The sequence below is a fragment of the Prescottella soli genome (genome assembly GCF_040024445.1).
GTDB classification, from domain to species: Bacteria; Actinomycetota; Actinomycetes; order Mycobacteriales; family Mycobacteriaceae; genus Prescottella; species Prescottella soli.
Genome location: NZ_CP157276.1, coordinates 3,333,408 through 3,346,690 on the forward strand (window position 1 = coordinate 3,333,408; position 13,283 = coordinate 3,346,690).

Consider the following 13,283-nt stretch of genomic DNA (forward strand, 5'->3'; position numbering starts at 1 on the left):
GACACATGAGCAGCCGTCACCCCGTGCCCACCACCGAATCCGGTACCCGGAGGGCGAACAAGGGGGAGGAGCGCCGGGCCGCGATCCTCGACGCAGTCGAAAGTCTGCTCGAGGATCGCAGCCTCGACGAGATCAGCATCAGTGACATCTCGCGCGCCGCGGGTGTCACGCGGTCGGCGTTCTATTTCTACTTCGACAACAAGGCCAAGGCCGTCGCGGCCCTGTCCCGGACCGTCTACGGCGAGATGCGCGACGGTGCAGGTGCATACCTCGGACGGGAAGGCAGCCCGAGGGAGATGATCGAGGGTCTGATCACCGAGGTGATCGGGACCTGGGAACGTCACCCCAACCTGTACCGAGCTCTGCGTGACGCGCGGGATTCCGATCCCGCGGTGCGCGAGATGTGGGATTTCGACCGCTTCAGCTTCGTCGATCCGGTGGCGTCGGTGATCGACGCCGAACGGACGTCGGGGCGGGCGATCGAAGGACCGGACAGCCGGGCGCTCGCCGTGGTTCTACTCGACATGAACGATCGCGCCGTCGAGAGTCTGTCGCGAGGCGGGATGGGGGCGCTCACCCCCGCCGCGGCCCGCGAGGCTCTTGTTGCGGTGTGGCTCAACACAATCTATGGGAGCAAACAGTGACACGTACCGATGTGGACTTCCCCGTACAGGGGACCACCTGCTCGGCCTGGCACTACCCAGGCGAGAGTGACGCCTTCCTGACCGCGGCCGGCCGGCCGTGCGTCGTGATGGCACACGGATTCGGCGGAACCGTCGACTCGGGGCTCGAAGGGTTCGCCGAGGGTCTGGCCGCGGCCGGTCTCGACGTCCTTGCGTTCGACTACCGCGGCTTTGGCCGCAGTGGTGGACAAGTGCGGCAGACGATTTCGATCCGCGGCCAGCTCGAGGACTATGCCGCGGCGATTGCGGCGGCCCGACGCCTCGACGGCGTCGACCCCGACCGCATCGTGGCCTGGGGCGTATCGCTCGCGGGCGGCCACGTGCTCAGCCTCGGGGCGAGCGACCCGAGCCTGGCCGCGTTGATCTCGTTGACGCCGGCGACGGACGCCCGCGCGGCGTCGGCGGCATCGATGCGTCACTACAACCCCGGACACCTGGCGAAGAGCGGGTTCGCCGCAGTCCGCGACAAGGTTGCGTCGGCCCGCGGCGGAGTCGGCGTCACGATTCCGCTCACCGCGCGTCCGGGCGAGGTGGCGGCGCTTGCGCTGCCCGGGATCTACGAGGACTACCTGTCGATCGCCGGTCCGAGTTGGCGGAACGAGGTCAGTGCGCGGTCCTTCCTGGAGATCGGCTCGTACCGGCCGGTGACCGTCGCCGACAAGGTGACGGCGCCGTTGCTGGTGCAGATCGGCGACCTCGACCGCAGCGCGCCCCCGCACGCGGCGGCCAAGGCCGCGGAGCGTGCGCGGGCGGAGGTGCGGCACTACCCGTGCGACCACTTCGACGTCTACCCCGGCAAGCCGTGGTTCGATCAGGCGCTCGAGCACCAGATCCTGTTCCTGCGTCGGCATCTCGCGGTGGATGCCGTCTCGTCGATCGAGGAGGACGCCGATGCGCGCCTTGCAGCTGGTTGATTACGGCCGAATCGCGGTCGTCGACACGGAGATCCCGGAGATCGGGCCCGGCGAGGTACTGATCGAGGTGGCCGGGTCCGGACTGTGCCACTCGGACATCCACATGCGGCACTCGCCGATGACGATGATCCCGCCGCCCATGACGCTCGGGCACGAAACCGCTGGGCGCGTAGCCGCACTCGGCGACGGGGTCGATTCCCTCACGGTCGGCGACGCGGTCCTCGTCTTTCTGGTGTGGAGTTGCGGCACGTGCCGGGCCTGCGTTCAGGGGCGCGAGAACTCCTGCGAGCGGTCGATGGGCCGGCAGGGCATGCCCCTGTGTCCGGGGCTCGCGGCGAACGGCGGTATGGCCGAGTACATGAAGGTCGACGCGCGTTTCGTGGAACCGCTCGGCGACCTCGACCCCGTCACCGCGGGGCCGCTGGCCGACGCCGGTCTCACCACCTATCACGCGATCGACGGTGCCCGCGACCGGCTCGGTCCGGGCACGACGGCGGTGGTGCTGGGAATCGGCGGCCTGGGGCACACCGCGGTCCAGATCCTCGCGGCGACCACCGCGACCCGGATCATCGCGGTGGACTCGGCGGAGGAGAAGCTCGAACTGGCCACCACACTGGGCGCCGACCACGCCTTCGCCAGTGACGCGTCGTGCGTGGAGAAGATCCTCGAGCTGACCGACGGGATCGGCGTCGACGCGGTCTTCGACTGCGTCGGCGTGCAGGGGACCGTCGACATCGCCACCCAGGTCATCGGACGCGACGGCGCCCTGCGCGTGCTCGGACTGGGCGGCGGCAAGTTCGACTGGACGGGGTTCGCGCTGCCGTGGGGCGCCACCGTGCGCACCAGCTACGCCGGCACCCGCGCCGACCAGCGTGCGGTGATCGACCTCGCGCGGCGCGGGCTCGTGACGATCGAGGCCGAGACCTTCCCGCTCGAGGACGCCGTCGCGGCGTTCGATGCCCTCGAGGCCGGGAAGATCAAGGGCCGGGCGATCCTGGTGCCGGGCAGGGGATAGGCGCCCGAAGCGCCGAACGGGAGTTCGCGGCACGCTTTCGCCGGAAAGGTGTGCAGTGAACTCCCGTTCGGGGTTTACAGGGTATTGGTCAGTAGAGACGACCCTCGTGGACCTTGCGGTCGAACTCGGGCATCGGATCGCCGTCGCGCAGTCGCTGCGAGATGGCCGGATCGGCCATGTGGAGCCGTCCGATCGCGACGAGGTCGAACTCGCCCTCGTCCATGCGGCGCATCAGGTCCGGGATGTTGTCCGACATTTGCGGCAGCCCCACGATGACCTGCTCGTTGAGCGCGCTGTCGAGTCCGACGCTGCCGACGGCCATGACGGTGGCGCCGGTGACCTTCTTCGCCCAGCCGGCCAGGGAGAGATCGCTGCCCTCGAACGCGGGTGCGTAGAAGCGGCGGATGCTCGCGTCGAGGATGTCGACGCCGGCGTCCACCAGGGCGTTCAGGATCACGCCGAGCTCCTCGGGTGTCTGCGCGATCTTCGACGCGAAATCCTGCTGCTTGTGCTGCGAGAACCGGAAGATGATCGGGTAGTCGTCGCCGATCTCCCGGCGGATCGCCTTGACGACCTCGGCGGGGAATCGCGTGCGGCGCTGCAGGTCTCCGCCCCACTCGCCGTCGCGCTGGTTGCTCGGCTCCCACAGGAACGCGTCGAGGAGGTAGCCGTGCCCACCGTGCAGCGCGATGCCGTCGAATCCGACGTCGATCGCGTTGCGCGCGGCGGCCGCGTAGGCCGCGATGACGTCCGCGATGTCCTGCTCGGTCATCGCCGCCGTCACCGGACGCATCTGCTCGACGTACTCGTCGGAGTACATCGTGTTGCCGACGCTGCCCCAGTGTCCGGACGGACGCATGGGCGTGACGTCACCGACCGGTCCCATCGCGCCGAAGAGCGGTCCGACATGCCACAACTGCGGGACGATCTTGCCGCCCGCGGCGTGCACCGCGTCGACGACCTTGCGCCAACCCGCCAGGGCCGCTTCGCCGTACATCACCGGGACGGTGTCGGCATCGACCGCCGACGGGTGCTCGATCGCGGTGCCCTCGGTGACGATCAGCGCGGTTCCGCCCTCGGCGCGACGCCGGTAGTAGGCGACGACGTCGTCGGTGGGAACGCCGCCGGGCGAGCCGTGACGCGTCATGGGCGACATCGCGATTCGGTTCTTCAGCTCGAGGGAGCGGACCGTGAGCGGCGCGAAGAGGGCGGACATATCCGTGGCGGCGGCGGTCACAGAGCTCCCATGTAGTCGAAGAAGTTGGGAGTGTGGGTTTCGCGCAGTCGGGTGAGCTTGCGGTAGCTGATGAGCCACTTGCCGTCGACGTTGCGGTACTCCTCGTGGTAGTGGCCGTAGCCGTGGAGGTGTTCCTCGGTGTCGCCGTTGGTCCACCACAGTTCGTCCTCCATGGCCCAGATGCCGGTGGCCGTGGTGTCGGAGGTGAGGGTGATCTCCGGGGTGTGCGCGTGATGCGCCGTGGTCACGTGCGTCGACGATCCGAGCATGCCGCGGATCGAGTCGGTGAGATGCTCGCGTCCGGAGGCGCGGTTGGACTGGCCGCCCGCCGTCGGCTGCTTGTCGTCGGGCAGCCCACCCCACGTCTCGGTGACGACGTCCTCGGTGTGCAGGGGCCCGTACAGATCCCACTGCTTGGTGTCCATGACGCGCAGGCGCGCCGAGAACACTTTCTTGATCTCCTCGATCGCGAGCAACTGCTCGGCCGCGGTCAGAGTCAATGCGCCGGTGGGCTCACCCATGGCTGGACCTCTCTGTGGATTCGATTCGAACAATCAATCAATCGATTGATTTGGTGGTACGGCGCAGCGTAGCTAGCGCGACGGCCGGGAGGTTTGGCGGTAGTCGTAGAAATTCGGGGTGGACGTCTCGCGGAGTCGGGTGAGCGTGCGGTAGCTGATGAGCCACTTGCCGTCGACCCTGCGGTATTCCTCGCGGTAGTGGCCGTAGCCGTGGAGGTGTTCCTCGGTGTCGCCGTTGGTCCACCACAGTTCGTCCTCCATGGCCCAGATGCCGGTGGCCGTGGTGTCGGAGGTGAGGGTGATCTCCGGGGTGTGGCCGTGGTGCGCGGTGGTGACAGAGACGTTGCCGTCCAGGGTGTTCCGAATCGCCGCGGTGAGGGCCTCCGGGCCGACGACGCGACTGCCCGCACCCCACGACTCGCTGACGACGTCGTCGGTGTGCAGGGGCCCGTAGCCGTCCCACTGCTTGGTGTCCATGACGCGCAGGCGTGCCGCGAAGAGGCGCTTGATCTCCTCGATCGCGAGCAACTGCTCCTCGGGGGAGAGGGTCACGGACTCGGTTTGCGGGGATTCGACGGCACCGCTCATCGGTTCAACCTCCGGTCGATTACATGGTCAAACAAGCAGTTGATAGGCGCGCCGAGCATATCCATATCGGTGCCACATTTCCGGCAAATCCCGCCCAGCGGAAGCCTTCCCGAATTGCCGGTCACCATGCAGGCCCGCCGGACGTCCGGTCAGGCTGCCGCGCGCGCCGGACCGCGTCCGTCGGCACGGTGAGCGCCCGACCCATCGACCGCGAAGCCGTCCAGGAAGATCGATACGTAGTCCTCGGCCAGGCGCGCGGTCGGATACGCGTCGTCCGCCTCGTGCCACTTGATCGACAGCCACATGCTGTCGCGGATGAGTCGGCGGAACACGTCCGCCGGCAGATCGCTGCGGAACGTGCCCTGGCGCTTGCCGTCCTCGATCGTCTCGAGCCACGTCTGCTTGATCTCGTCGGCGAGGTCACCGGCCCGGGCGTGAGGCGACGCGTCACGGAGCCGCGACAGCTCGTCCTGGTACACCGCCGTCGCGTGCGGGTTCTCCTGCGCCGCAGCCAGGGACGCGTTCACGATTGCGCGCAGCCGGGACCGGGGGTCGAGGTTCCGGGCGTCGATCGACCGGTAGCGGGTGCGCAGGTTGTCGAGGTACTCGGCGGCCAGTTCGTCGGCCATCGCCTGCTTCGACGGGAAATGGTGGTAGAGCGCACCGGGCACGACGCCGACCCGATCGGCGATCTCCCGGATCGGCGTGGCGCCCACACCCTTGCCGGCGAACAGTTCGGCGGCAGCGTCGAGGATCTCCCGCCGCCGCGTCGTCGACTCCGTCACTCCTGGCCCTCCCTGCCGATGCCGAACACGTGCTCGGTCGGACTATAGGGCGCGGGTGGGGGATTGGTGAAGGCCTGTTCCGCTCAGCAAAACCGCTTTGAGCTGCGCGGACGGGTCGGCCTCACCTGAGGAGGTCGACGGGGCGGTCGTGGGTGAAGTCGACGAACAGTTCACGCCGGGCGATGCGCCACGTACCCGCCTCGCGGCGGTACTCGTCCTCGTACCGGATCGCCACGACGTAGTCGCGATGTCCGTCCTCGACGGCATACACGTGGTGCGCCTCGCAGTAGACCTCGCCGCGTGCGGTGTCGCCCGTCGCGTCGACGATCTGCTGGCTCACCACGTGCCGCGTCGAGTGCAGATGCGCGACGGCGCCCAGCACGCCCGCGGCGATCGCCTCGGCGCCGTTCAGGACGGGGTCCTTGCCGCGGCGGACCAACCCCGCCGGCTGCACCAGCCGGGCATCGTCGGTGAAGAGGGCGGAGAGGGCGAGCTCGTCCCGGCGATCCACGGCGATCGCATACTGCGCGACGAGGTCCGAGAGGGCGAGGCGGTCTGCCAGTTCACGGGTCATGACGAGCATTCTTCCCGCCGATGCGGGCATCGGTGGGAAGACTTCTCACTGATCGGCAGAACCGTGGCTACGGAACGACCTGAGCCTCCATGGCCGCGAGGAAGCCGTCGCCGTACGGCGGCAGGGTTCCCCACTCGGCGCGGGGGTCGTGCTCGGGAGCCTCGAAAACCGTACGAGCGTGGCTGAATTCGAGGAATCCCTCCCGGCCGTGATAGTGCCCCATGCCGGACGCGCCGACGCCGCCGAACGGAGCGTCGTTCATACCCGGGTGCATCATGATGTCGTTGACGGTCACGCCGCCCGACCAGGTGCGGGTGAGCACAGCCTCCTGCTCCGCCGCGTCGGTTCCGAAGTAGTAGAGCGCCAACGGCTTCGGCCGACTGTTGATGTCCGCGATGACCTCATCGGTCTGGTCGTACGGGAGCAGGATGATCGCCGGTCCGAAAATCTCCTCCTGCATGATCTTCGAGTCGGCCGGCGGCGAGACCACCAGTCGCAGCGGGCGCTTGCGGTCGCCGTCGAGCTGAGCGGTCTCGTCGACCGGGGTCGCGACGATGAGGGCGCCGCGATCGCGGGCGTCTGCAACGAGCGACTCGACACGGGCGAGGTGTCGATCACTCACGATCGCAACCACATCCGGGTTGTCGGTGACCGTCGGCAGCAGGGCCGCGTACGACTTCTCCAGTGCGCCGACGAAGCTGTCGAGCTGCTCGCGCGGGACGTAGACGACGTCGGGCGACACGCAGATCTGCCCCGAGTTCGTGGCCTTCGCGATCGCGATCTTGTTCGCGGCGGTCTCGAGGTCGGCGCTGCGACCCACGATCGTGGGAGACTTGCCACCCAGTTCGAGCGTGACCGGAACCAGGTTCTTCGCCGCGTTCGCCATGACCAGCTTGCCGACCTCGGTGCTACCGGTGAAGACGAGGTGGTCGAACGGCAGCGAGGTGAACGCGTCTGCCAGGTCGGGGCCGCCCGTCACGACCGCGATCTCGGACGGGTCGAAGACCTCGGCGACGGCGTCGGCGAGGACCTGGGCGGTGCGGGGGACGATCTCGGACGGCTTGAGGATCGCGCGGTTGCCGGCGCCGAGTGCGCACGCCAGGGGGCTCAGCAGCGTGAACAGCGGGGCGTTCCACGTGCCGATGATCCCGACCGATCCCTTGGGCTGGTACTGGATGTACGCCCGCGCGCCCAGCTGATCGTAGGGCGGGTACGGTGGCCGCTCCTCGTTGCCCATCCACGACTCGAACGAGTCGCGGGCGTGCTTGAGCGACGTGAGCGACCCGAGGATGTCGTTCATGATCGAGTACGCGACGAGGCGTCCACCGAAATCGCCGTCGATGGCCTCGGTGAGCGGCTTGTGGTGACGCACGAGGAGATCGATCATCCGCTGCAGGCGTTCACGGCGAATCTCCGCCGAAGCGGTGCCCTGTTCTGCTGCCGCGCGCTTCTGGGCCTCGAGGATCGAGGGCAGTTGCGCGATCGGGGTGGTGGCGGTGACGTTCTCGCTCATGGGTAACTCCTGTCGTTGCCGATGTCACGACGCTAGGCGAGCTGTGTCGGCGGTAACAGTGCGACGTCTCGTTGATCGGGAGTGCTCTTCGGCGGCGGCCCCGGAAAGGGTCGATCGGCCCCGGTGAGCGGCGAGGATCCCGGTAGGAGGTACCGGAATCGGGAGGTCGCGGGGCTCCCGCCCGCCGGGACGTTCGTCCTCGTCGACGATTCTTCCGGTGAGTGGAACACGTTCTAGCTACGATGCGGCATGCGAATCGCCAAGACCTCGACGCTGTCCCTGCTCGCCGCTACCGCGGTCGCCGTCGCCGCGCCCGCCGTCGCGTTCGCCGCACCGAATCCCGCCGACACGCCGAACCAGGCGATGGCCCGCGCCTACATCGACGCACTCGTCGACCACGACGCGAGCGCCGTCCTGTTCACGCCGGTCGCGACCCGCGTCGAGGCCGGCCTCCAGACCGGATTCAACGGTCCGCAGTTGACGAACGACCTGAACCACGGAATCCAGTACCGCGTCATCGAGGGGGTGCGGGACCTGACGATGACCGAGAGCGGCGACACGGTGCGCACCCGCTACCTCCTGGACGCGGGCATCGCGGGGCAGCGGTTGATGACCGTCGAGATCGTCGAGACGTTCGACTTCCAGGACGGCGCGATCGACCGGATCGTCGCGACCATCACGCCGGTCTCGCTGTCCTGACGGCGATCTCCGCGTAGCCTTCGGGCGGACTGCACCGGAGAGCGGAGGGTACGACGATGACGGACGGCAATCAGCGTGTGGCGGTGGTCTCGGGCGCGGCACGCGGTATCGGTGCCGCGATCGCGAAGCGGCTCGCGTCGGACGGTCTCGCCGTCGCGGTCCTCGACCTCGACGAGTCGGCGTGCGGTGACACCGTCGCCGCGGTCCGCGACGCCGGCGGGCGCGCGCTCGCGATCGGCGCCGACGTGTCCGACGAGGCCGGTGTCGAGGCCGCCGTCGCCCGGATCGCCGACGAACTCGGCGCCCCCACCGTGGTCGTGAACAACGCGGGGATCACCCGGGACAACCTGCTGTTCAAGATGAGCGTCGACGACTGGGACGCGGTGATGAACGTGCACCTGCGTGGCGCCTTCCTGCTCACGCGGGCGGTGCAGAAGTACATGGTGGAGCAGAAGTGGGGGCGGATCGTCAATCTGTCCAGCATCTCCGCGCTCGGCAACCGCGGGCAGGTGAACTACTCGGCCGCCAAGGCCGGCATGCAGGGGCTGACGAAGACCCTGGCGCTCGAGCTGGGCCCGTTCGGGGTCACCGCGAACGCGATCGCGCCGGGCTTCATCGCGACCGAGATGACGGCGGCGACGGCGGAACGACTCGGCGTCTCGTTCGAGGACTTCATGGAGGCGGCCGCCGCGGAGACGCCCGTGCGTCGCGTCGGCCTGCCCGCCGACATCGCGCACACCGCGTCGTTCCTGATCAGTGAGGGCGCGGGATTCGTCTCGGGACAGGTGATCTACGTGGCGGGCGGACCGAAGGACTGACGCTGCAGGTCGACGGCGAGCCGGGTGCGGGACGCGCACCCGGTGGCCGCGAGGATGCGGCTGACGTACTTCTTGACGGTGTCCTCGGTGAGGGTGAGCCGACGGGCGATGGCGGCGTTGCTGAGCCCGTCGGCAACCAGCCGCGCCACGTCTCGCTGCCGGTCGGTGAGAGGCGCGAGCAAATCGCGCCGCGGCGCCGCGTCGAGGCTGCGGGTGAGCACCGACAGCTGACGCGCCAATAGTTGCAGTGCCGTCAGATCCCGCGGGCCGAGCGCATTCTCGTCGTTGTCGAACAGGCCCACCAGGGCCCGCGCCTTGCCGGGAAGGTCGAGGCACATGGCGTTGACGGAGTGCAAGCTCCACATGTCCAGGTAGTCGCGGACGTACACCGCCGACTCCTCCGGCAGATCACGCAGGTCGCCGAGTGACGCGACCCGTCGCGTCTCCAACCGCCGTCGCGCCTCCGGTGTGCCGAAGACGTCGAACCTGGCCCAGTCCTTCTGGTAGACGGACCGGTTGCTTTCCCATGATCCGGCTCCAGCGAGCGTCGCGTCGGGATCAGCGAACTGACTGTCGTAGTCACTGCCGACGAAACACGTCGCGACCCGCACGGGAAAGATCTCGGTCATGGCGGTGACGATCCGAGTCCGGAACTCCGGGACCGTCCGCACGTCCGAGCACCGGTCGAGCACCTCGAACACGCGCTCGTAGTCGGTGGTTCGCAACGCGACGTCGGTCAATTCGGTTCACCACCCATCCTGTCGAAACGGCATGTCTCGTACCGGTTCACGGGAACTGTCCACCAAAGTGCACTGTCGCCCGGCCGGAAGGAATTCTAGCGTCGGGGTCGACTGCGTTTCAGCGATTTCCCGAGGAGTACACGCATGGGCAGGCTACGTTTCGGTGCCTTCATCGCACCCCATCATGCGGCAGGACAGAATCCCACCGTCGCGTTGCAACGCGACCTCGAATTGGTGGAGCATCTCGACCGCCTCGACTTCGACGAGGTGTGGATCGGTGAACACCACTCGGCGGGCAGCGAGATCATCGGCAGCCCCGAGATCTTCATCGCCGCGGCCGCCGAACGAACCAAGCGCATCAAGCTCGGCACGGGCGTGACCTCCCTGAGCTATCACAACCCGTTGTGGGCCGCGGATCGCATGGTGCTGCTCGACCACCTCACCCGTGGCCGCGTCATGCTCGGCGTCGGCCCGGGCTCGCTGCCCACCGACTCGTCGATGATCGGGCTCGACCCCACCGAGTGTCGCGAACTGCTCGACGACAACCTCGACATCGTGATGCGACTGCTGAACGGTGAGCGGGTCACGGCGAAGACCAAGACCCACAACCTCGTCGACGCCCAGCTGCAGATGCGGCCCTACTCGCATCCGATGTTCGACATCGTCGTCGCCGGCGTGGCCTCGCCCACCGGACCGCGGTTGGCCGGCAAGCACGGACTGGGACTGCTGTCGATCGGCGCGACCCTCACCCCCGAAGGCTTCGACGCCCTCGGCCACCACTTCGGAATCATGGAGGAGCGGGCCGCCGAGTTCGGGACCACCGTGGACCGCAACCAGTGGCGGCTCGTGTGCCCCATGCACATTGCCGAGACCGAGGAGCAGGCCCAGCAGGACGTGCGGTTCGGCCTCGGGGAGTGGATCGACTACTTCGGCAAGGTCGCGGCCTTCCCGCACTTCGGCTCCGGTGGAGCATCCATGGAGCAGATGATCCAGTACATGAACCATTCGGGCATGGGCATCATCGGAACTCCCGCGCAGGCGCGCGAACTGATCCAGAAGCTCATCGACCAGTCCGGCGGCTTCGGCTCGATGCTGATCATGGGCACCGACTGGGCCAACCCGGCCGCGACCCGACGCTCGTTCGAGTTGATCGCGCAGCAGGTGGCGCCCCACTTCCAGGGGCAGTCACAGCCGCTGTTCGATGCGGCGACCCGCGCCGGGAAGGTCCGCGAGGGCCACAACCAGGCGCAGCACGCGGCGATTGCGCACATGACGAAGAAGTACGAGAACGAACTGGCGGCCAAGGCATGAGGGCCGCGGTCCTGCACGGCGTCGAGGACCTCCGGGTGGAGGACGTCCCGGAGCCCGCACTGCGCGACGGCCACGTCCTGATCGACGTGGCGTACAACGGAATCTGTGGTTCGGACCTCGGGATGATCCACACGTTCGGCGTCTCCGAGTATCCGCATCCGCTCACGGGTGCCTGCGGACCGCAGATCCTCGGTCACGAGTTCGCCGGAGTGGTACGCGAGGTCGGTGCCGGCGTCGACGATCTGTCCGTCGGCGACCGCGTCGTGGTGCAGCCGAACTACAGCTGCGGCACGTGCGTGCGGTGCGCCGCGGGCCTCGAGCACCTGTGCCAGGTCATCGCCTTCCACGGACTCAACGCGGACGGCGGCGGACTGTCGGAGCGCACGGTGGTCCCCGCCGGCAACGTGCACAAGATCCCGGACGGCGTGAGCCTCATGCAGGCCGCGGTGGTCGAGCCGCTCGCCGTGACGCTGCACGCCGTCGAGCTGGCCGGTCTGCAGCCGGGACAGTTCGCGCTGGTACTCGGGGCGGGCCCGATCGGCATCGCGACGGCCCTCAATCTGCGGGCCGGGGGTGTCGACCGGATCCTGCTCAGCGAGCCGTCCCCAGCGCGCCGGGCGGTGGCCGCGGGAATGGGATTCGACGTGATCGATCCCGCCACGCAGGATCCCGTGGCGGCTGTTGCCGAGCGAACCGGCGGCGCCGGTGCGGACGCGGTGTTCGAATGTGCCGGGGTGGCCGTGGCGGTGCAGACCGCGATCGGAGCGGTGCGGGCCCGCGGGGCGGTGGTCCTGCTCGCCACCTACAAGGAAGAGGTGCCGCTCGCGACGTACATGCTGATGTTCACCGAGGCGCGGCTGATGGCATCGCTGGCATACTCGCGCAAGGAGTTTCGTACCGTCATCGACCGGATGGCGGACGGAGCGTACCCGCTCGACGGGTGGGTGGAATGCGTCCCGCTCGCGGACGTGGTGGTCGAGGGTGTGCAGGCGGCATCCGCCGGCCACAAGATGAAGGTGCTCGTCGAGGTGGGACATGGCTGAGAGGGAAGTGATGGGTACGAGGTTCGACGGCAAGGCCGCGGTCGTGACCGGCGCGGCGTCCGGGATCGGTGCGGCCGTCGCGACGCGACTGGTCGGGGAGGGCGCGTCCGTCGTCGGTATCGACATCTCCGCCGACGCGCTCGAGGTGATGGAGAAGGAACTCGGCGAGAAGTTCGTCGGGGCGGTCGCCGACGTCACGAGCGAGGACGCGGTCGCCGCGGCCGTCGCCGTGGCGGTCGAGCGCTTCGGGGGGCTCGACATGGCCTTCAATGTCGCCGGTTCGCAGAAGGGCGGCCAGATCCTCGACCTCGAGGAAGCCGACTGGGACTTCACCGTCGATCTGGTGCAGAAGGGCGTGTTCCTCTGCACCAAGCACGAGGCCCGACACATGGTGGCCAGCGGGCGGGGCGGCGCCATCGTCAACGTCGCGTCGCTCAACGGGCGCGTGCCGGTCATCGGTGGCAGCCCCTACGCGACCGGCAAGGCCGGCGTCGAGATGTTCGGCAAGAACGCGGCCGTCGAGCTCGCCCGGCACGGGATCCGGGTCAACACGGTGCTGCCGGGCCTCGTCGACACCCCGCTGGTGGCCGCGGTGATGGGCTACGAGCCGCTGCTGGACATGTTCGTCGAACGCATCCCGATGGGTCGTCCCGCGACCCCGGACGAGATCGCGGCGCCGTGCCTGTACCTGGCCAGCGACGACGCCAGCTACATCACCGGGACCAGCCTCATGGTCGACGGCGGCTGGGAGATCTCCAACTACCCGGACTTCACCAAGCTCGGCGGCTAGGGCTGTCGGCCTGAGCGCCCATTCCTTCCGGTCCCACGTAGGTTCCCGCGGA

15 protein-coding genes are annotated in these 13,283 nt (G+C 68.4%); 8 read left to right on the forward strand and 7 right to left on the reverse strand.

What is annotated here, in order from left to right:
- The first annotated feature begins 5 nt into the window (after positions 1-5).
- Genes ABI214_RS15575 through ABI214_RS15585 form a run of 3 tightly spaced genes read left to right on the forward strand, consistent with a single transcriptional unit; the run spans position 6 to position 2,612 of the window.
- The gene (locus ABI214_RS15575) at positions 6-644 is read left to right on the forward strand and encodes a TetR/AcrR family transcriptional regulator (protein ID WP_348603430.1); all 639 of its coding nucleotides are present in this window, start codon (positions 6-8) and stop codon (positions 642-644) included.
- 11 nt (positions 645-655) lie between these two features.
- On the forward strand, positions 656-1,597 hold the full coding sequence (locus ABI214_RS15580) for an alpha/beta hydrolase (protein WP_348611663.1): 942 nt from the start codon (positions 656-658) through the stop codon (positions 1,595-1,597).
- Complete coding sequence (locus tag ABI214_RS15585) at positions 1,575-2,612, forward strand: NAD(P)-dependent alcohol dehydrogenase (protein ID WP_348603431.1); 1,038 nt, start codon at positions 1,575-1,577, stop codon at positions 2,610-2,612. Before ABI214_RS15580 ends, ABI214_RS15585 begins: the two co-directional genes overlap by 23 nt.
- Before the next feature lie 88 nt (positions 2,613-2,700).
- On the opposite strand, the gene ABI214_RS15590 is transcribed toward ABI214_RS15585, so the two are convergent.
- The 6 genes from ABI214_RS15590 to ABI214_RS15615 form a co-directional block, all read right to left on the reverse strand.
- The gene (locus ABI214_RS15590) at positions 2,701-3,828 is read right to left on the reverse strand and encodes a 12-oxophytodienoate reductase (protein WP_348611666.1); all 1,128 of its coding nucleotides are present in this window, start codon (positions 3,826-3,828) and stop codon (positions 2,701-2,703) included.
- 17 nt (positions 3,829-3,845) lie between these two features.
- Positions 3,846-4,370 carry a nuclear transport factor 2 family protein gene (locus ABI214_RS15595; protein WP_348603432.1) on the reverse strand — a complete coding sequence of 175 codons (525 nt, stop codon included), beginning with the start codon at positions 4,368-4,370 and terminating at the stop codon, positions 3,846-3,848.
- A 72-nt stretch (positions 4,371-4,442) separates the two neighbouring features.
- Entirely contained in the window at positions 4,443-4,958 is a 516-nt protein-coding gene (locus ABI214_RS15600; RefSeq protein ID WP_348603433.1) for a nuclear transport factor 2 family protein, read from the reverse strand.
- A 149-nt stretch (positions 4,959-5,107) separates the two neighbouring features.
- Positions 5,108-5,743 carry a TetR/AcrR family transcriptional regulator gene (locus tag ABI214_RS15605; protein WP_348603434.1) on the reverse strand — a complete coding sequence of 212 codons (636 nt, stop codon included), beginning with the start codon at positions 5,741-5,743 and terminating at the stop codon, positions 5,108-5,110.
- A gap of 121 nt (positions 5,744-5,864) precedes the next feature.
- Positions 5,865-6,317 (reverse strand): nuclear transport factor 2 family protein, encoded by a 453-nt coding sequence (locus ABI214_RS15610; protein ID WP_348603435.1) that lies wholly within the window; start codon positions 6,315-6,317, stop codon positions 5,865-5,867.
- Between the two features lie 67 nt (positions 6,318-6,384).
- Positions 6,385-7,830, reverse strand: coding sequence for a coniferyl aldehyde dehydrogenase (locus ABI214_RS15615; protein ID WP_348603436.1), 1,446 nt, complete (start codon positions 7,828-7,830; stop codon positions 6,385-6,387).
- Between the two features lie 249 nt (positions 7,831-8,079).
- Between ABI214_RS15615 and ABI214_RS15620 the strand changes: the two genes are divergently transcribed.
- Together ABI214_RS15620 and fabG are read left to right on the forward strand one after the other, a co-directional pair.
- On the forward strand, positions 8,080-8,529 hold the full coding sequence (locus ABI214_RS15620) for a hypothetical protein (RefSeq protein ID WP_348603437.1): 450 nt from the start codon (positions 8,080-8,082) through the stop codon (positions 8,527-8,529).
- Between the two features lie 56 nt (positions 8,530-8,585).
- Positions 8,586-9,347 (forward strand): 3-oxoacyl-ACP reductase FabG, encoded by a 762-nt coding sequence (gene fabG / locus ABI214_RS15625; protein ID WP_348603438.1) that lies wholly within the window; start codon positions 8,586-8,588, stop codon positions 9,345-9,347.
- On the opposite strand, the gene ABI214_RS15630 is transcribed toward fabG, so the two are convergent.
- Entirely contained in the window at positions 9,320-10,087 is a 768-nt protein-coding gene (locus tag ABI214_RS15630) for a helix-turn-helix transcriptional regulator (protein ID WP_348603439.1), read from the reverse strand. The two genes, fabG and ABI214_RS15630, sit on opposite strands and share 28 nt — an antisense overlap.
- 144 nt (positions 10,088-10,231) lie before the next feature.
- Here ABI214_RS15630 and ABI214_RS15635 point away from each other — a divergent pair, with 144 nt between their 5' ends.
- Genes ABI214_RS15635 through ABI214_RS15645 form a run of 3 tightly spaced genes read left to right on the forward strand, consistent with a single transcriptional unit; the run spans position 10,232 to position 13,231 of the window.
- Positions 10,232-11,398: an LLM class flavin-dependent oxidoreductase gene (locus tag ABI214_RS15635; protein ID WP_348603440.1), complete on the forward strand. Its 1,167-nt coding sequence runs from the start codon at positions 10,232-10,234 to the stop codon at positions 11,396-11,398.
- Positions 11,395-12,441: a 2,3-butanediol dehydrogenase gene (locus ABI214_RS15640; protein WP_348603441.1), complete on the forward strand. Its 1,047-nt coding sequence runs from the start codon at positions 11,395-11,397 to the stop codon at positions 12,439-12,441. Before ABI214_RS15635 ends, ABI214_RS15640 begins: the two co-directional genes overlap by 4 nt.
- Positions 12,434-13,231: an SDR family NAD(P)-dependent oxidoreductase gene (locus tag ABI214_RS15645; RefSeq protein WP_348603442.1), complete on the forward strand. Its 798-nt coding sequence runs from the start codon at positions 12,434-12,436 to the stop codon at positions 13,229-13,231. The genes ABI214_RS15640 and ABI214_RS15645 overlap by 8 nt, the downstream gene beginning before the upstream one ends.
- The last annotated feature ends 52 nt before the right edge of the window (positions 13,232-13,283 follow it).

Excerpts from the sequence above, each read along its gene's own strand:
- ABI214_RS15575 (WP_348603430.1), top strand. The coding sequence starts at position 6 with ATGAGCAGCCGTCACCCCGTGCCCACCACCGAATCCGGTACCCGGAGG.
- ABI214_RS15585 (WP_348603431.1), top strand. The coding sequence starts at position 1,575 with ATGCGCGCCTTGCAGCTGGTTGATTACGGCCGAATCGCGGTCGTCGAC.
- ABI214_RS15590 (WP_348611666.1), bottom strand. The coding sequence starts at position 3,828 with ATGTCCGCCCTCTTCGCGCCGCTCACGGTCCGCTCCCTCGAGCTGAAG.
- ABI214_RS15595 (WP_348603432.1), bottom strand. The coding sequence starts at position 4,370 with ATGGGTGAGCCCACCGGCGCATTGACTCTGACCGCGGCCGAGCAGTTG.
- ABI214_RS15600 (WP_348603433.1), bottom strand. The coding sequence starts at position 4,958 with ATGAGCGGTGCCGTCGAATCCCCGCAAACCGAGTCCGTGACCCTCTCC.
- ABI214_RS15610 (WP_348603435.1), bottom strand. The coding sequence starts at position 6,317 with ATGACCCGTGAACTGGCAGACCGCCTCGCCCTCTCGGACCTCGTCGCG.
- ABI214_RS15615 (WP_348603436.1), bottom strand. The coding sequence starts at position 7,830 with ATGAGCGAGAACGTCACCGCCACCACCCCGATCGCGCAACTGCCCTCG.
- ABI214_RS15620 (WP_348603437.1), top strand. The coding sequence starts at position 8,080 with ATGCGAATCGCCAAGACCTCGACGCTGTCCCTGCTCGCCGCTACCGCG.
- fabG (WP_348603438.1), top strand. The coding sequence starts at position 8,586 with ATGACGGACGGCAATCAGCGTGTGGCGGTGGTCTCGGGCGCGGCACGC.
- ABI214_RS15635 (WP_348603440.1), top strand. The coding sequence starts at position 10,232 with ATGGGCAGGCTACGTTTCGGTGCCTTCATCGCACCCCATCATGCGGCA.
- ABI214_RS15640 (WP_348603441.1), top strand. The coding sequence starts at position 11,395 with ATGAGGGCCGCGGTCCTGCACGGCGTCGAGGACCTCCGGGTGGAGGAC.
- ABI214_RS15645 (WP_348603442.1), top strand. The coding sequence starts at position 12,434 with ATGGCTGAGAGGGAAGTGATGGGTACGAGGTTCGACGGCAAGGCCGCG.